This is a genomic window from Lysinibacillus sp. FSL W7-1291 (assembly GCF_038593415.1).
Taxonomy (GTDB): Bacteria; Bacillota; Bacilli; order Bacillales_A; family Planococcaceae; genus Lysinibacillus; species Lysinibacillus fusiformis_D.
Map to the genome: position 1 here is coordinate 3,037,394 of NZ_CP151994.1, position 18,138 is coordinate 3,055,531.

General features: G+C 39.4%; 19 protein-coding genes. 2 read left to right on the forward strand and 17 right to left on the reverse strand.

The genetic code is table 11. The annotated features are described in order from the left end of the window. Positions 1-12: 12 nt before the first annotated feature. The 4 genes from lepA to gpr all read right to left on the reverse strand — a co-directional run bounded on the left by lepA (position 13) and on the right by gpr (position 6,438). Positions 13-1,839, reverse strand: a complete 1,827-nt coding sequence (gene lepA / locus NST76_RS14730; protein WP_058844222.1) for a translation elongation factor 4 — start codon at positions 1,837-1,839, stop codon at positions 13-15. A gap of 247 nt (positions 1,840-2,086) precedes the next feature. Then, a complete protein-coding gene (locus NST76_RS14735) occupies positions 2,087-3,982 on the reverse strand; it encodes an acyltransferase family protein (RefSeq protein WP_342544082.1) in 1,896 nt (631 codons plus the stop codon). Positions 3,983-4,447: 465 nt separating this feature from the next. After that, a complete protein-coding gene (gene spoIIP / locus NST76_RS14740) occupies positions 4,448-5,302 on the reverse strand; it encodes a stage II sporulation protein P (protein ID WP_230593800.1) in 855 nt (284 codons plus the stop codon). Between the two features lie 119 nt (positions 5,303-5,421). Next, complete coding sequence (gpr, locus tag NST76_RS14745; RefSeq protein ID WP_036121869.1) at positions 5,422-6,438, reverse strand: GPR endopeptidase; 1,017 nt, start codon at positions 6,436-6,438, stop codon at positions 5,422-5,424. 163 nt (positions 6,439-6,601) lie between these two features. On the opposite strand from gpr, the gene rpsT reads away from it, so the two are divergent. Next, positions 6,602-6,850 (forward strand): 30S ribosomal protein S20, encoded by a 249-nt coding sequence (gene rpsT / locus NST76_RS14750; protein ID WP_036121871.1) that lies wholly within the window; start codon positions 6,602-6,604, stop codon positions 6,848-6,850. 95 nt (positions 6,851-6,945) lie between these two features. On the opposite strand, the gene holA is transcribed toward rpsT, so the two are convergent. Next, positions 6,946-7,956 carry a DNA polymerase III subunit delta gene (gene holA, locus NST76_RS14755; RefSeq protein ID WP_342544084.1) on the reverse strand — a complete coding sequence of 337 codons (1,011 nt, stop codon included), beginning with the start codon at positions 7,954-7,956 and terminating at the stop codon, positions 6,946-6,948. Between the two features lie 165 nt (positions 7,957-8,121). Here holA and NST76_RS14760 point away from each other — a divergent pair, with 165 nt between their 5' ends. Further along, positions 8,122-8,259, forward strand: coding sequence for a YqzM family protein (locus NST76_RS14760; RefSeq protein WP_036121877.1), 138 nt, complete (start codon positions 8,122-8,124; stop codon positions 8,257-8,259). A gap of 28 nt (positions 8,260-8,287) precedes the next feature. Here NST76_RS14760 and NST76_RS14765 read toward each other — a convergent pair whose 3' ends face one another. The 12 genes from NST76_RS14765 to NST76_RS14820 form a co-directional block, all read right to left on the reverse strand. Beyond that, entirely contained in the window at positions 8,288-10,435 is a 2,148-nt protein-coding gene (locus NST76_RS14765; RefSeq protein WP_342545290.1) for a DNA internalization-related competence protein ComEC/Rec2, read from the reverse strand. 143 nt (positions 10,436-10,578) lie between these two features. Next, entirely contained in the window at positions 10,579-11,148 is a 570-nt protein-coding gene (locus NST76_RS14770; protein WP_036121883.1) for a ComE operon protein 2, read from the reverse strand. A gap of 105 nt (positions 11,149-11,253) precedes the next feature. Further along, a complete protein-coding gene (locus tag NST76_RS14775; RefSeq protein WP_058844218.1) occupies positions 11,254-11,883 on the reverse strand; it encodes a helix-hairpin-helix domain-containing protein in 630 nt (209 codons plus the stop codon). A gap of 279 nt (positions 11,884-12,162) precedes the next feature. Further along, positions 12,163-12,903, reverse strand: a complete 741-nt coding sequence (locus NST76_RS14780) for a class I SAM-dependent methyltransferase (protein ID WP_036121889.1) — start codon at positions 12,901-12,903, stop codon at positions 12,163-12,165. 5 nt (positions 12,904-12,908) lie between these two features. After that, a complete protein-coding gene (gene rsfS / locus NST76_RS14785) occupies positions 12,909-13,253 on the reverse strand; it encodes a ribosome silencing factor (protein WP_036121893.1) in 345 nt (114 codons plus the stop codon). Continuing rightward, positions 13,250-13,822, reverse strand: coding sequence for a bis(5'-nucleosyl)-tetraphosphatase (symmetrical) YqeK (gene yqeK, locus NST76_RS14790; protein WP_036121894.1), 573 nt, complete (start codon positions 13,820-13,822; stop codon positions 13,250-13,252). The genes rsfS and yqeK overlap by 4 nt, the downstream gene beginning before the upstream one ends. Next, positions 13,791-14,381: a nicotinate-nucleotide adenylyltransferase gene (locus NST76_RS14795; RefSeq protein WP_036121897.1), complete on the reverse strand. Its 591-nt coding sequence runs from the start codon at positions 14,379-14,381 to the stop codon at positions 13,791-13,793. The genes yqeK and NST76_RS14795 overlap by 32 nt, the downstream gene beginning before the upstream one ends. Before the next feature lie 9 nt (positions 14,382-14,390). Next, on the reverse strand, positions 14,391-14,693 hold the full coding sequence (gene yhbY / locus NST76_RS14800) for a ribosome assembly RNA-binding protein YhbY (protein ID WP_036121900.1): 303 nt from the start codon (positions 14,691-14,693) through the stop codon (positions 14,391-14,393). A 5-nt stretch (positions 14,694-14,698) separates the two neighbouring features. Then, positions 14,699-15,529 (reverse strand): shikimate dehydrogenase, encoded by an 831-nt coding sequence (aroE, locus tag NST76_RS14805; RefSeq protein WP_342544087.1) that lies wholly within the window; start codon positions 15,527-15,529, stop codon positions 14,699-14,701. A 33-nt stretch (positions 15,530-15,562) separates the two neighbouring features. After that, positions 15,563-16,666 carry a ribosome biogenesis GTPase YqeH gene (gene yqeH / locus NST76_RS14810; RefSeq protein ID WP_036121905.1) on the reverse strand — a complete coding sequence of 368 codons (1,104 nt, stop codon included), beginning with the start codon at positions 16,664-16,666 and terminating at the stop codon, positions 15,563-15,565. Next, complete coding sequence (locus tag NST76_RS14815) at positions 16,663-17,184, reverse strand: YqeG family HAD IIIA-type phosphatase (protein ID WP_249646111.1); 522 nt, start codon at positions 17,182-17,184, stop codon at positions 16,663-16,665. Before NST76_RS14815 ends, yqeH begins: the two co-directional genes overlap by 4 nt. 36 nt (positions 17,185-17,220) lie before the next feature. Next, positions 17,221-18,003, reverse strand: a complete 783-nt coding sequence (locus tag NST76_RS14820) for a phosphatidylserine decarboxylase (protein ID WP_249646110.1) — start codon at positions 18,001-18,003, stop codon at positions 17,221-17,223. Positions 18,004-18,138 lie beyond the last annotated feature (135 nt).

Consider the following 18,138-nt stretch of genomic DNA (forward strand, 5'->3'; position numbering starts at 1 on the left):
AATAGTTGTGTCTTACTTCGAATCATCCATCTTCAGCACAGCCATGAATGCCTCTTGAGGGACTTCGACGGAGCCTACTTGTTTCATACGTTTTTTACCTTCTTTTTGTTTATCAAGAAGTTTGCGCTTACGAGAAATATCCCCACCGTAACATTTCGCTAAAACGTTTTTACGGATGGCTTTAATTGTTGAACGTGCCACAATTTTTTGACCAACTGCTGCTTGAATTGGTACTTCAAATTGTTGGCGTGGAATTAATTCTTTTAATTTTTCTACGATGATTTTGCCTCGATCATAGGCAAAGTCACGGTGTACGATAAAGCTTAGTGCATCGACCTGCTCACCATTTAGTAAAATATCCATTTTCACTAATTTCGATGGCTGGTAACCGATAAGTTCATAGTCGAAGGATGCATAGCCCTTCGTATTTGATTTTAAATAGTCAAAGAAATCATAGACAATTTCGGATAAAGGCATTTCATAAATAATGCTTACACGGGATGTATCAATATAATCCATCGTCATGAAATTACCACGCTTCAATTGACAAAGCTCCATAACCGCTCCCACATAATCATTTGGCACCATAATGGTTGCCTTTACATAAGGTTCCTCAACACGCTCGATTTTTTGTGGGTCTGGCATAAAGGATGGGTTATCTACTTTAATATCAGTGCCATCTGTCATATGAACATTGTAAATTACAGAAGGTGCTGTTGTAATTAAATCAATATTAAATTCACGCTCAATACGCTCCTGAATAATTTCCATATGGAGTAATCCTAAGAAACCGCAGCGGAAACCAAAGCCAAGTGCTTGAGATGTCTCTGGCTCATATTGTAGAGCAGAGTCATTTAGCTCTAGTTTTTCTAACGCTTCACGTAAATCATTGTATTTCGCTGTATCAATTGGGTATAAACCACAATAAACCATTGGGTTCAAGCGACGATAACCTGCTAATGGCTCGGCTGCTGGACGATTTGCATAGGTTACAGTATCACCTACGCGTGTGTCACCTACGTTTTTAATAGATGCTGTTAAATAACCTACATCACCAACTGTTAATTCAGCCTGTGGCACAACCTTTGGTGTATGTACCCCAACTTCAATAACCTCGAATTCCGCACCTGTTGCCATCATACGGATTTTGTCGCCAGGCTTGACAGTCCCGTTGATTACACGAATTGAAATGATAACACCTTTATAGGCATCATACACAGAGTCAAAAATTAAAGCTTGTAGTGGAGCATCAGGATCACCCGTTGGTGCTGGTACCTTCTCCACGATTTGCTCTAAAATATCCTCAATACCAATACCTGCTTTCGCAGAAGCTAATACCGCTTCAGATGCATCCAGCCCGATGACATCCTCTACTTCTTGACGCACACGCTCAGGATCAGCTGCAGGTAAGTCAATTTTATTAATAACAGGTAAAATTTCTAAATCATTATCAAGTGCTAAGTAAACATTTGCTAGTGTTTGCGCTTCAATACCTTGTGCGGCGTCCACAACTAAAATGGCACCCTCACAAGCAGCTAAACTACGGGATACTTCATATGTGAAATCGACGTGTCCTGGTGTGTCGATTAAATGGAATGTATACACTTCGCCGTCTTTTGCTTCGTACTTTAATTGAACTGCATTTAATTTAATCGTTATCCCTCGCTCACGCTCTAAATCCATTGAGTCGAGGAGCTGTGCTTTCATTTCACGGGAAGTTAAAGATTTTGTTTGCTCTAAAATACGGTCAGCAAGCGTTGATTTCCCATGGTCAATATGTGCAATAATAGAGAAATTTCGTATATTCTCTTGTCGTTTTAAACGTGCATCTCGGTTCATCTTTTCCACTCCTAATTAAACTATAATGAATTATACTATGAACATAACGCAAAGTACAACAGCAACTAGACTAGAAAGCCTATAATATCAATACTTTCAGTGTTTAATGCTGTTTTTAGATTTTACAGTATTAAGTATATAAATGCAGAGAAATTAAGGGCGCATTTGTCCAAATTCAACTTTAGACCATATATTTGCACAGAAAAAGTCAGTCAACAGACAAAGCTGTGTAGACTGACTTTTTTCATTAATTTTTCTTGTTTAAGGATTGTTGAATCAGGTTTGTTAAAACTTCTACCCCTTTTTTCTCTAAATGAACGCCATCTGGGGCGAAGTATTCTGGATGATTGAGTGCTGCAGCATGCCAGTCAATGAGTGTAATATGTTCATTCTCCTGGGCTTTTTGCTGTAATGCTTCATTCACTTTTGCCTCCCATGAACGGGGCACACGTGTATTCACTAAATAAATATCAGCATTTGAAAAAGCGGCAAGGAGTGTGTCCATTTGGTCATTTGTAAAATAACCATTTGTCCCCAATTGAAGAATGACTGCATGATTGGGTTGATTAAAACTTGCATAATTTGGTGCCAGTTTGACAGCTTGTGAAACTTGACGACCTATTTTTCCATCGATTGTAATAGTTGGGTAAATAGTATGTAAGCTCGGGCCAATATCAATCATAAGTGAATCACCAATCGCTACTATTCCACGATAAAACTCATCCCGTTCAGGCACTTTATTTACATCATTTTCTTCTTGCTTTGGTGTTTCTATCTGCTGAACATCCTCCACTTTCTCTTCCTTGGAAGGTTCGTTAGTTGGTAGCTCTGATTGCTGGTCATGCTTGTTTAAATTAGTTGTAGGTTCATCACCATTAATTTTGATGTTTGTTGGATATGAACTCGAAGTGCTTTGCTGACCTTCCCCTACTACTCCTGTCATTCCTGTGAAAAACATAAGAAGGAAAAGTGGAGCCATTACCGTTGAAATTTTTCGTGAGAATGAAAGACTTCCCCATTTATTTTTGTTAAAGACAAAGTATTTCCCATAATAGGCTCGGAATCCTTCTTTACGGATAGGCATTTCAATGAAGCGATAGGATAGCTCTGCTATCATAACAATAAGTATGATTTGAAGTGCAACCCGCCAATAAGATGGGTTGCCAATTTCATGAATAGGTGTACCTAGTACCATGACAGGATAATGCCATAGATATATGCCGTAGGATCGAGAGCCAATCCAACAAAGCGGCCTCCATGCTAGTAGTTTTCCTAAAATGCTGACGGGGTGACAGATACATGCAATCAAAACTGCTGCATTTAAGCAAAATAAGAACATGCCACCTCTATAAAGGAAGGGTTGATATTCATCTACATAAACAATACTAACTAGAAAAATCATAAGCGTAATGAAACTCAAACTATTTAGCTTCTTCACATGGTTTGTTGATAATTTTTGTGCAGATAGCCTTTTCATTGGCCAAACAAGAGCTAGCCAACAGCCAATTAATAGTTCAAAACAGCGTGTGTCCGTTCCATAATAGACACGGCTTGGATCTGCACCTGGCTCATAAAGAATCGCCATTACTAGAGCCGAACAAACCGCTCCGATAAAGACAACTTTAGCCAGTTTACTTTGTTTTTGAAAAATATAAAGGCCAATCATTAAGAGCAAGGGCCAAATCAGATAAAATTGTTCTTCAATAGCTAGCGACCATAAATTTTTTAAAGGTGACGGGGAGCCAAAACTATCAAAATAAGAAAGTTTATGAAAAATGAACCACCAATTACTTGAATAAAAAATAGAGGACAACGCATCTCCACGTAATGTATGAAGAAGTTCTTTATGAAAGAGCGTTGCCCAGACAAATGATATAACAATCATCACGTAGGCCGCTGGTAGTAACCGCCTAAATCGTCCAATCCAAAATTTCTTTAGACTGACTGTTAATTGATTGCCCTTTACAGGCAAAATGGTAGAGGTGATTAAATAGCCTGATAATACAAAAAAGATATCTACTCCTAAAAAGCCACCTCTAGCCCAATTGAAGTTAAAATGATAAGCAATAACTGCTAATACGGCTAATGCTCGAATCCCGTCTAGTCCAGGAATATAACGATGATTTAATGACTTGCCTGACATACTATTCCTTCCTTCAATAATCTATCAATTTCCTTTTGCATAATGGCCTTATAGCTACTATATCAAGATAAAACCTGTTATCCCTTAATAGTACCTGTGATTTGAACATCATCTCCTCTTTATACTTTTTCATTTGTGCACTTATATGTTTGACGTTTGAAATACGATAAAAGTTTTAGAGAAAAATGAAACGTGATCACTCTTTGTCTTTTTAAAATTCATATGTATGTTTGCTATTGTCTTAAAAGGCATTCCCCAAAATGGTAGATGCTTCAAAAGCACATTTTGCCTTACTTGCATATGCCTTCATTAACGTTTTATCATGAAAATCGAAAGCCAACTTGAAAATTATAAGACAAGAATGAAGCAATGGAAAGACAAATAATTAGATTTTGCTCTGGAAATTTTTATGCTAGAATAGCAAAAAAGTGAGCCTGTAACAGACTCACTTTTTTCATCCTTGTTCTATTGTTTTGAATCATTTACAAATGCTTTTGATATGGCCTTGCCAATTACGGCAATCGTACGATTAACCTCTTCCTCCGTATTACCAATTCCACCAATCTCAACAATCATCATTTGCTTTGCCAAATCCTGATTATATCGCCCATCAACACCATCACCACTTTTGGAAATAACACCTTTTGATATTTTTGGAACGATGGCATTTAATGTGGAGGATAAACTTTCTGCATACGCTGTATTCCAGCGGTAATTTGCATGCTCTGCACCAACCACAATAGCAATTTTTGCATAGTTTTCCCCATTATATGAGATCGTTGTAAGATCATGTTTTAATGAGTCACGATGTAAATCTAGTATTAAATCATAATTATTTGTTTCTAAATGCTTACTTAAATAAGGTCTCATGACATTATAGGATTCATGATATCCCTTACCCTCAGCTTGTAATTTCTTCATAATATCTACATCGAGAATATTTGTCTTCAAGCCATTTACATTAAAATGATTCACAATCTTATCCTTTAGACTCATAATATTGACTGTTTCATGAGAAGTCGCTACCTTACCACTCACAGCTTTCACCATTGGTTCGTATGCTTCATGTGAATGAGTAAATAACACTAACACTTTAAATGGGTCCGGGTCTAGGGCTTGATCTGGTTCAGGCTCTTTCGTTTGTTCCAGTACACTTTGTTCAGCTAAATTGGTAGCGGCAAACACGACTTGCTTATCTTCTGATTGTTTAATCGGAGTCGATGCTTGCTTGTTGAACGGAAGTTGCCCAGCAATGACAGGTAATACGAAAAAGAACAATAATATACCAAATGACCATTGTAGTTTTTTTAGCAAAGTCACACCCTCCTCCCCATATCGTATGGAGAGGGGGTGTCATTTAGAACGAAAATAATTTTCTTGTTTTACGCATAAATCTGAGTGTTTTAGAAGGTCTATCAAGAACATTTTTTTAGCCTTTATTATAAATCACTTGCCCAGTTCATTAGCATGGAAGCCACTAGTTTTGCATAGCGATCAATCCAATAGTCTGCTTCCTTTGGTGTAACCATCAATTGTGTATGTGAGCCAGCGAAGGTTTCTTCAAACAGCTGCTGACGTTCCTCCTTCGTCCATGTCGCCCATTCTCCAAAAATAGGTTGTACTAACGTCATATCAAGCTCTTTATTGATATCGGGTTGCCAAGAGGACAAAGAGAGCTTCGATGATGGTTTACTGCGCTCAGCTACACGAGCAGCTATCGAGCGAAGCATCGTTTCTACCGCATCAGCAATTAATACAGGTGCATCTACTACTGTTGGGATACCAATTGCCGTTACAGGAATCCCTAGCATCTCATAGGAAATTTCTTGCCGTTGATTGCCTACACCTGAGCCAGGATGGATGCCGGTATCTGTTAATTGAATTGTTTTACAAAGACGATTACTCGCCCTTGTAGCAAGCGCATCAACCACAATAATTAATTTTGGTTGTAGACGCTCAGCAATCGCAGCCACAAACTCCCCTGTTTCATAGCCCGTTTGCCCTGTAACACCTGGCGCATACATGACAAACTTTTCATCTATCACATCTAAGCTATGCAGATGATCAATTAAATAAGGACCTATGGCATCAGGTGTAATGGTACGATTGCCCAAACCAACAATTAAAATTTTATCATCTTCTTGCCAAGAAAGTGATTCATGCATGTTTTTAAAATTCACAAGTAATTCTTGCTCAAGCTGTGCAAAGCCATCTTGGTCTTCTAATGTCAGTGTTGGGACAGAAAGTGTAATATACTGCCCTTCTTTTTTGCCAATTTGCTTTTCACCCTCAGCATCTACAAGGACATCTGTAATTTTCACTCGACCAGCATTCCGATCTTCTATTTGAACGCCACTCGATTGTTCTAGCTTTTCTTTTTGTTCTTTGGTCTGATGGACAACTACCTCTTCAGATTCATCGATTAAATCTGTTCGTTGCCAATTAAAATTTTGCATACAGTTCACCTCAAGCTGTAGTTTGTTCAAACTGTCAAGTAAATATTCTTTGCATTTATCTATTGCAATTTGGTCAAGCGTTTGTTAAAATGATTTTTGTTGTATTAACACAAGAAATCAATGAGAAGATATCATCTCGTACCTAATTTAGGAGGTGAAATATATGCCAAACATTAAATCTGCGATTAAACGCGTAAAAGTTAACGAAAAAGCAAACATTGCTAATTCTCAAGCTAAATCTGCAATGCGTACTACAGTGAAAAAAGCTGAAAACGCTGTTGTTGCAAACGCTGAAAACAAACAAGAACTTTTACAAGCAGCTTTCAAATCATTAGATAAAGCAGCTTCAAAAGGACTTATCCACAAAAACGCGGCGGCTCGTAAAAAGTCTCGCCTTGCTAAAAAAGCGTAATTGTTTAAAGGATCAGATACTCTATTAGGAGTAGCTGATCTTTTTCATTTTGATAGATAACACAAAAGCTGCCCTTTATTGGACAGCTTTTTATGTTACAGTTGACGTAATAGAAATAATTCTAAATGTCTCTCTCGATTACCACCAGTCGATTTCAGCTGTAAGTCAACCTCAGCTAGTTGATATAATGCTCTCAATAAACTTTCTTCTGATGGGCGATGACGCTGCTCAGTCATGAGTTTGACACGATACGGGTGAATTTTTAAATTTTTGGCGATTTGTTGTGGATGATATCCTTTCTTCAACAAATAAAAAACATTGGACATGGTACGAACATTGGATGCAAGCAAGCCAACTAACATAATAGGCTCTTGTTTTTGTCGTAATAAATCATGATAAATGGACAAAGCGCTGACCGAATCATTAGCCAAATAAGCATTGAGCATTTTAAAGGCATCTTGCTCCAATGTTTTTGCTACTAGATCCTCCACTAACGAGGCTGTAATTTCTCCACCCTCACCTAAATAGAGGGTAAGCTTGTCAATTTCCATCTGCAATTGCAGCATGTTGGCGCCCACCATCGTTACAAGCAGCTCAATAGCCTCTTGTGTGATGCTGTTGCCCTGTGCCTTGACAACGCCTTGAATCCATACGGCTAAATCCTGCTCTTTTGGGGTTTCGGCTTGTACAAGTAATGCATGCTCTTTGAGCATTTTGGTCACTTTTTTACGTTCATCTAATTTTTCATAAGGGGCAATAAAAACCGTTACGGAGAAATCAGATGGATTCGATAACCACGTTTCCAAACGTTTTACATCATGATCGATTTTTTCTTTCCCTTTCTCAGTTGCTTTTAAAAACGAAGCGTTTTTAGCAATAATAAGCTTACGTTCTGAGAAAAAAGGAATCGTATCTGCTTCATCCATAACCGCATCTACTGGCACCTCTTCTAAATCAAATGCGGTCATTTCCAGCTCTTCTTCTGACCCCATCGCTTCTTTTAAACGTTTAATGGTTTCATCTATAAAATAGCTTTCTTCACCAACAAGTAAATAAACCGGTGCCAGCTCACCTTTTTTTATTGTATTCCAAACCTTTGAAATCATAATTTTCCCTCCATCTAGCAATACTATTAGTATACATGATTTCATGGTCCTTTGTGACTTTGACCGAATTGTGTCTATTCCTTGCCAGACTGGGAATTCTCCTTTTCGATATAGCTTTTATGACCATGTTGTCTTATAATAAATAACAGAATTGGAGGGATAACAATGAATCCATTTGAAGGAAAGAACATACAATGTCGACGTAACGATGCCATCGATTCTGGTGTTGGCTTCGGTGTATCATTTGGCGTTTTCACAATTATGTTTATTATTGCAACTATAGTAGAATTCGTATCACAGTAATTGGACTTATGCAGGAAAAAGGCCTTGGTCATTGGACAAGGCCTTTTTCATTTACTGCAGCAGACCAACCATTAGCACGAATACGTATTTCAATGGTTCCATCCACCCCTGTTGTCAAAGTCGCTAAATTGCGACTGACAAAACGTTGTACTACTTCTTCATGTGGATGACCATAGCGATTATGGAGACCTGCACTGAAAACCGTTAATTCGGGCTGGAGCAGCTCAACAAAGGCTTCTGAACTAGATGTCTTACTGCCATGATGTCCCGCTTTCAGCAATGTTAGATTGGCTAATAGATGCCCATAACGCTTGATTAGCTGTTGTTCACCATATTGTTCCAAGTCACCTGTAAATAACGCTGTAAAGTCGTTCTGTTGCATGTACAATACGAGGGAATCATCGTTTCCTTCATAAAGGGTGTCATCAGGCGATAAATAATAAAAATTTGTCCCACCACTATGCCATGCTGTCCCCATCATCTTTTCTTTAACAGGTACATTGTGCTTATTTGCTTCTAGCAATAATTCTTGCATTAAAGGCTGCTGTAAAGAACTTGGTGTCACGTGTATTTCCTTCATCTTAATCTCTTGTAAAACCTCTTCCGCACCTTCTATATGATCTGCATCCGCATGGGTGGCGATAAAAATATCGATGGTGCGTATTCCTTTAGCTTTTAAAAATGGCACTACAACTTGGTTCCCTACCTCATAAGGACTATCTGCTTTTTTCCACTGCTCCTGTTCAAAGCGTAGTAACCCACCCGCATCAATGACATAGACAGCTTTTCTAAAAGGCAATTCAATAACGATACTGTCTCCCTGCCCTACATTTAAAAACGTGATCTGTGTTTCGTTAGACAGCATGGGTGACAGATGAATCCAAATGGCGGGAATAACAAGTGCGACAATAGCCTTCCTGAACCGTCTCGTTTCTAAGTAATATAAGCTTGCTAAAACACTTAGCAGCGCTACACAGCTAAGCCAGATCATTGGCTTACCCGGTGACCATAATTGAAATGGTAGCTCCTGCATCACCATAATCATACGGGTCAGCCCATTACGTAGCGGTTCGTAGCCAGCAAATAGCATATTGGCAAGCGGTAAGGAAATATAGGATAACATAAACACTACAATATTAAATGGTAATATAACAAAGGAAAACAATGGAACAAACAGAATATTGACAAAAAACGAGGACATAGATAATTCATAAAAATGATGAAGTAATAGAGGATAAACGAGCAGCTGGCAGACAAATGTGACGAAAAAAGAACGACTGAGCCAATTCCCCGTCTGTTTGAAAATGATACCTGAATAAACCAAACTAGCGGTAGCTAAATAGGACAGTTGAAAGCCAATTTGAAAAATGACACCTGGTTCAAGCATAACGAAGCCTATAAAGCTAATGGCTAGTGCATCATCTATTGAAAGAGTCCACTTCAAAAAGCGCAGTAACATCATTAGTTCAACTACAGAGACTGCACGCCAAACAGAAGGTGCACCTCCTGCAATGACCCCATAAACGGGTAAAAGGATCAGTAGTGCAGCCGTAGCCATTTCTTTGCGTATGCCTATTCGAAGTAAGCCTTCAAAGAATAGCCAAGACACGAGTGCGACATGTAGGCCAGAAATCGCAAACAAATGGGTGATACCAAGCTTTTGATAGGCACGCTGCAGTTCACTCTCCATTTGATCTTGTGCCCCTATCAGAAGTGCTTGTGCCTCTGCTACAAGGGCTTTTGGAAAGGTTCTTTCTATATGTTTTTTCATACTGTGTCTTATTTCAGCCAAAAAGGTGAAGATGGAAGACTGCTTTTCGACATAACGCCAGCTAGCGATTTCCACAATGCCTGTTGCTCCCTTGCTTGTTAAATAGTCAGTCATTGAAAATGCATAAGCATGCGCAGATGGAGACGGTGCTACAAGCTCACCCCTGGCAAGATATGTTTTGCCTGCTAATGAAGTATTTTCATACAAACTTTTTTCTTGCTCTGATGAAAAGGTATATATCACATAAAGCTTTTGACGATTTGTAGTTGTAGCAAAACCACGGAGTTTTTGGCCGTTTATTTTATAATCGTTTGACCAGGTTATAGGGAAGGTTTTTGGTAAGGGGGAAGGTTCCGTCAGTTGATAGGTAGAAAGAAAAAAATAAGCGAATAAAGCACTTATCATTACAAACGTCACAAGAAAACATGACTCACCTTTTAAGATGAGCCACAGGGCTAAAAGCAATAAAAAAGTGAGTAGCCATGCTGACGAGTGTGCTGCAATAGCCGCTATAAGTACAGCAAGAGCTACAAAGATCCATTTATGCTTTAAAGCTCGATGCCAAATAATGCACTCACCTTCTGTTCATATGGGAGCAACTTTTCGGCTGGCACGCCACTCTCGCGAAGCTCATGAAGCATTTCTGTGTACAAGGCTAGTTTTTCATCTCGTAAAAAATCGATTTTACGGTCATCAAAGGGTACATGGACAACTTCCACGCCCGCTTTTGCAAATAATTCCTGGGCATAGGGATTATTTTTATAATCTGTTGCGTAATAGACACGTTCAATGCCCGCTTGAATAATGGATTTTGTACATGGTAGACATGGGAAATGTGTTACATACAAATCAGCACCTTTTGTCGGTGTTCCATATTTAGCACATTGCAGCAAGGCATTCATTTCAGCATGCACCGTACGCACACAATGGTTGTCAACTACATAGCATCCTTGTTCAATACAATGTTCGTCTCCTATAATGGAACCGTTATAACCGCCTGCAATGATGCGTTTTTCACGCACAACAGTTGCTCCTACTGCTAGTCTTGTACATGTACTACGTAATGCGAGTAAATGGCTCTGTGCCATAAAAAATTGATCCCAAGTAATTCGCTCCATATGATTACCTCCAAAAATTGGCTTACAAATTATATTTCTCTTGCTTTTCTACTATAGTGTATCCCTTATAGAAAAGAGGCGTCAATATTACATCCTGTAAAACGTTTACTTTACAGTAATCGCATCTTTTAGCTTCTCAAATGTTTTATCACCAATACCACTTACATTTTTTAAGTCTTCGATCGCTTGAAAGTGTCCGTGTTCCTCTCGATACGTAAGAATACTTTGCGCTTTCGAGGGGCCGATTCCTGGTAAGGTTGCTAGAATTGCTATATCGGCTTGATTAATATTAATCTTCTGCTCTTTAGGAGCACTTTCAGTAGGTATTGTTAAAAGAGTTGTAGCTCCATCTTCTAGCTGTTCACCCTTTGTGGGAATATAAATCACCATTTCATCCTGCACTTTTTGCGCATGATTCATGCGCTGTGTGTCAGCTTGCTCTGTATAGCCACCTGCAAGCTCGACAGCATCTTTTATGCGTTGGTCTTGCTGAAGCTCATAAACGCCTGGATACATCACAGCACCCTTTATATCAACAAATATCTGCTGAATCACCGCTTCTTCAGCAGTTTCACTATGATTTTTTTCTTCAAACGATTGGATTGTCTCGATGAGCTCTTCTTGGGGAGGTGAAGAGTCAAAACTCGAAAAATAGAAGTAACAAAGTCCACTGACTACCAGTATGCTGGGGAATAACATACTTTTTTTATACTTTTGCCATAAAGATTGGAGCATAGCACCCATCCTTTCCTTGCAAAAGGTCATCATATGGAGTTATCTACATCATACACTATGACTTGTTGATTGAAAATAATAATAAATATCAGGAGATTCTATTGACCTGCTTAAGAGAGCTATTCTTCGCTTTCGCCTTGCTATCCACCGATTTAAGCTTGCTATCCTTCGCTTTCGCTTTTCTATCCACTGATTTAAGCACGCTATCCTTCACTTTAGCCTTTCTATCCACCAAAAGAGCCACACTGCCCATTGGGGGACAGTGTGGCTCCGTTTTCTTTATTTCACCGCACGAATAAAAATGCGTTCGCTTTCATATTCAGGTGCTTCATCCGTAAAATCAGCTGTGATTTCCACATCATGAAAACCAATGGCGCGCAGCCAAGCCATATACTGCTCTATTGAGAAAGTACGTTGTAAATGCTCTTCATCAAAACGTTCATATAACTCACTTGCGATATCTCGCACATAAAAGGTCATTTGATGTGTAACAGAATGCTCGAAATCAGCTGGCGCTGTATGCCATACATAACTAATGTCCCCATCATCATACGTAAACGGTCCGTCTAAAAAAATCTCATTCATCTTAAATAATGAATGAACATCAAAAAACAGCTGTCCTCCATCACGTAAAGCATGATAAATACGTTCTAATGTTGTATAGACGGCTTGCTCCTCTACAACATAATTAAGGGAGTCAATGGTAATCGTCACAACATCTAACGCCTCAAAGCCATCTAATTCGTCCATCGACATACAATATAACGGAGCTTGGTAGCCTGCATCAGCAAAGCGTTTTGCTGCGATGGACAGCATCTCTTCTGATAAGTCGACTCCGCTGACCTTATAACCAGCATGGGCGAATAACAAGCTAAGCACACCTGTACCACAACCAATATCTAAAAGTGTGGGGTATTGGCTGCATGGTGCATGCTGTACAACCCAATCTACATAAAGATTGTAAGGAATATCCGTTTGTAGCTCATCATAGACATGGGCAAAGCGTTCGTAACTACTCACTTAGCTTAGGCCTCTGGCATGTCTAGCTGCGGTGCATCGCCCCATAGACGTTCTAAATTATAATAAGCACGCTCATCCTTATGGAATACGTGCGCCACTACATCTCCAAGGTCAACAAGTACCCAACGAGCTGCATCGAAACCTTCGACACGACGAATTTCATAGCCTTGTTGTTCTGCTATATCCTGTAACTCACGCGCGATTGCTTGCACTTGGCGGTCAGAGTTACCATGGGCGATGATAAAATAATCTGCTAAAAGGGAAATTCCTTGCATATTTAAAACGACAATATCCTCACCATGTTTGTCGTCAATTGCTTTGTACGCTGCTTGTAATAAAGTTGAAGTCATCCTTCACTATCCTCTCTGTTCATCGTATCGTTATAACATTCTATTGATAAAGGATAAATTGGTTGCTTTGTGTCTATTAAAAATGCCAAAGTATGGCGTACACATGCACTCATCGCCTTATCCAAATTTTTTTGCGCCTTCTTTCGCAGACGCTCCACACCATCAAATCGACGGTTTGGCTCAATCATATCTGCGACAAAAATGATTTTTTCTAAACGACTCATCCCAACGCGTCCTGTTGTATGGAAACGAATCGCATTTAACAACTCATCGTCTGTGATGCCAAACTCACTTTGCGCTATATAGGCACCGACTGGGCCGTGGAGTAATTCACTGCCCCAGCCAATTAATTGTGGATCTAAATTTTCATCACGAACGATATTCTCCATCCATTCAATGTCTTCATATTTAGCAATATCATGGAGGATTGCTGCTATTTCAGCTTTTTTAACATCCTCGCCATATTTTTGTGCTAAATCGATGGCTGTTTCCATTACACCGATTGTATGAATATAACGTTTTTCAGGCATTCTTGGCTTAATCGCCGCTAAATACTGTTCGCGTTCCATAAAGACCTTCCTCTCGTATGAACGTCTCTACCGCTTCTGGTAATAAAAATGTTACCGTTCCCCCAGTCGCAAGGCGTTCACGAATCAGTGTGGACGATAAATCGATTTGAGGCACTTCCACCATACTTATAGGGTACTCTGTTGTCGCCGCTGTTCCTGGACGCTTTACTCCGACAAACCGCACGATTTTTACTAAATCATCAATACAATGCCATGTATGTAGCGAATCAATCATATCGCCACCGATGATAAAGTAAAATTTCACATCCGGTTCTCTTCTACACAAGGCAGAAAGTGTCTCATAGGAATAGGATACGCCACCCTTCTCAACCTCATACGACTCTACTGAAAAATAAGGAAATGGACGAATTGCACGCTTCACCATTTCGAGTCGTTCGACATTACTAGCATCAAATCGTGCCTGCTTATGTGGTGGTATAGCATTTGGCATAAAACGGATTTCATCAAGCTCTAGCGCATGAAAAACCTCATTAGCCATCATGAGATGCCCTATATGTGGTGGGTTAAATGTGCCACCTAGTAAACCGACCTTTTTCATCGTCTCACCTTATTTCGTTGCTTTTGGTAATACAATCTTTTTATGATTGCGTGACTCTTTATATAAAACAACTGTCAGACCGATTAATTGGACAAGCTCCGCACGAGCACCTGTTGCCAGTGATTCAGCAACTTCATGTTTGTCCTCTTCACAGTTATCTAAAATACGCACTTTAATCAGTTCACGTACTTCTAGTGCCTCACGAATTTGCTTTGTCATTTCGTCATTAACTCCACCTTTTCCTACTTGGAAAATAGGTGTTAAATGATGTGCCTCTGCACGTAAAAAACGTTTCTGTTTACCTGTTAACATAAAAATTAGTTTCCTCCTAATTGCGCCTTAAGCTGCGCAATCATTGAATTTGTGTTTGGATAGTTTCCTAACCAGTGTTCAAAAGCAATGGCTCCTTGATGGACAAACATCCCTAAGCCTGTGACAATCGTTGCTCCTTTTTCTTCAGCCGCTTGTAAAAAAGGCGTCATTAATGGATTATACACAATATCCGCAACAATTGCTCCTTTCGCAAGTCGATCTAATGAAAATGGCATAGAAAAATTGCCCGTAGCAAGGCCAGCCGATGTCATTTGCACAATAATGCCGAAATCAGCTAATGTTTCTTCTGCTTCTTGTAATGACATCGCACGACCCATATCCATTTCATCAATTATCGCTTGGGCATTTGCCACCGTACGATTGGCGATAGTTAAATGGTGATAGCCTTGTTGCTGCATAGCAAAGGCAATACCGCGAGCAGCGCCACCAGCACCAACAAGTAATACAGGCTTGTCCTTTCGAGATACATCAACGGCTTCTTCTAGTGAGCGAACAAAGCCAATCCCATCTGTATTATAGCCCTTCAGCTTTCCCTCTTTTGTTCGTACGACTGTATTCACTGCGCCCATTTTTTGCGCCAGCTCATCTAGCTCATCTAAATATGGAATGATTGCTGTCTTATGAGGAATTGTCACGTTCCAGCCACTCGCCCCTAATGTTTTCAAACCAGCAACTGCTGATTCTAATTGATCAGAAGGTACATGCAAAGGAATATATGTCGCATCTATTGACATGTCCTCAAACCAAGCATTGTGCATGGCCGGTGATTTTGAATGTTCAATTGGATCACCCATAACTGCAAACCATTTCTTCATTTTCTAGTCCCTCTCTCTACTACATCCTTCTGTTTAGATTAATGAAGGACGAATTGAAACTTGTACACCTTTTGGCGCGTAGGCTGCTACGACTACATTAGCATGCTGTACTGTAATCCAGCCCAGGCCAGAAAATACAACGTCTGTTTTCGCTTCTTTGATGGAAAACTCATGACGTACTAATGGTGGAAGTTGGTCGATAAAATCTGCAGTTGGAGGTGCCAGAAGCTCGCCTTTATGTTCTGCATATAATGTATCGGCCTTCTCAAGCTTTGTACGGTGAATCGGTAGATCGTTTGCCACATGGATTGTAAAGGCTGAACGCTCTCCCTGGATAAAGTCAAATCTCGCCAATGCCCCAATAAATAGGGACTGTCCAGGATTTTGCTGGTAGACTTTCGGTTTAATTTCCTTTTTCGGCATAATATATTTTAATTCACTTGAATCAATATGATGAGCCATTTGATGATGATTAATAATACCAGGCGTATCATATAATGCACTACCATCATCCAGTGGAATGTCAATCATGTCTAAAGTAGTACCAGGGAAGTGTGACGTTGTAATGACTTCCCCTTCTCCTGTAGCCTGTTTAATAATACGGTTAATGAATGTAGATTTCCCAACATTTGTACAACCTACAACATAGACATTTTGTCCGTTACGGTACTCGTCGATGGCCTCCATTGCTTCCGCCATTCCCTTGCCTTTATGGGCACTGACTAATAGAACATCGATAGGCTGAAGTCCTAGTGCCTTTGCCTCGCGTTTAAGCCAATTGATTACTTTTTTCGGTTTCACTGATTTTGGTAATAAATCTGCTTTGTTGGCAATCAAAAGAACAGGATTCTTCCCTACAAAACGGTGAAGCCCAGGTAGCCAGCTCCCATTGAAATCAAATATATCAACAATTTTTACGATTAAGCCCTGCTGTGTTCCAAGGCCGTTTAAAATACGTAAAAAGTCGTCATCTGTTAATGACACGGGTTGAATTTCATTGTAATTTTTCAAACGGAAGCAGCGCTGGCAAATGACCACATCCTTTTCTAATGATGATGGGGGTGCATACCCAACTGCTGTTTTATCTTCTGTTTGAATTGTTGTACCACAGCCAATACAATTTGGCATTTCAATCATTCTTGTTCCTCCCAAGTTATTATTCCTTTACGTTTCAAATCATTAAATACTCGACGCTCAATGAAACGATTCAATTTTGTTACTAGCCCATCTGATTGTGCAACAGGCTTTACTAACACTGTATGCAAGCCTAAACGATTTGCGCCCATCACATCAGTCAGGAGTTGATCTCCAACCATGACTACTTCATTTGGGCGTAAACCTAGTTGAATCAGTGCATTATAAAAAGCATTACGAAGTGGTTTTTTTGCCTTGTGAATATACGGGATATCTAATGGCTCAGCAAAATGCTTCACACGCGCTTCATTGTTATTCGATGCAATAATAACTCGAATACCTGATTCTTTCATAATACGTAACCAAATAATCAGCTCTTCTGTTGCGTCTGGGCGATCCCATTCAACAAGCGTATTATCTAAATCCGTAATGATGCCTCTAATCCCTAATTCTTGTAACTTTTCCGGCGTAATTTCAAAAATATTCGTCACAAATTCGTTCGGTAATAAAAAATTATACAAAATAGCGACCCCTAATCTTAACGTATTATTCGACCATTATAGCATATTTGCAAAAGCTTCACCCATTCGAATTGGGCTTCCCTGTACAACATTATCCGTAAATTCAACCGTATCCTTTTCAAACAGCATAACCACTGTGGAACCAAATGAAAAATATCCAACTTCCTGACCTTTACGCCATTTCGTTGTCGTATTCGTAAGCACAATGGAATTAACAAAAGTCGCACCAACTTTAATAAAGGCTACATGCTGTTGATTGGCTGCTTTCAGCTCTGTCACTAAACGATAATTATGAGAAATTGGTTTTTTACCGTATGTAAGACCTAGCTGATTCACGGGATAAGATTTCTGACCAAGTGTATATTGTCGTACTACTTCCCCATCTATCGGACTATGGATACGATGATAATCAGCAGGACTTAAATAAAATACGATAAAATGACCATCTGCATATTGTGCGGCTCTCTCTGTATTACCTAGTAAATCTTGTAATGCATAGGGCTTACCCTTAACTAGAAATGTCATATCCCATTCAATGCGACCAAAAGATTCCACCTTGGCATCTACTGGGCTAACATAAATCGTTGGATTTTTTTCAATAGGTCGAGCTTCTTCTAGAAGTTCTCTTGTGAAAAAATCATGTAAACTTGAAAATTGTTGTTGTTTTTTTGAAACTTCTTCAATGTTAATATCGTATAACTTCATGTAGCTTGGAATTATACGTTTACTCCACTTCGCTTTTGCAATTGCCTGCAAAAGATGGGAAGATTGCTTACCATTCGTTAGTTCTATCAAGCGTTGATATAGTTTTTCTTTCATACAGTAAAACCCCTATCCATTAATTTAGACTGTCAATTTTTTCGCATTCGAAGTATAATGGTACAATATCTTAAGTGCAAAGGAGTGATCCCCCTTGTTTTTTTATCACAAGTTGGTGGATACCACGGTTAAGAA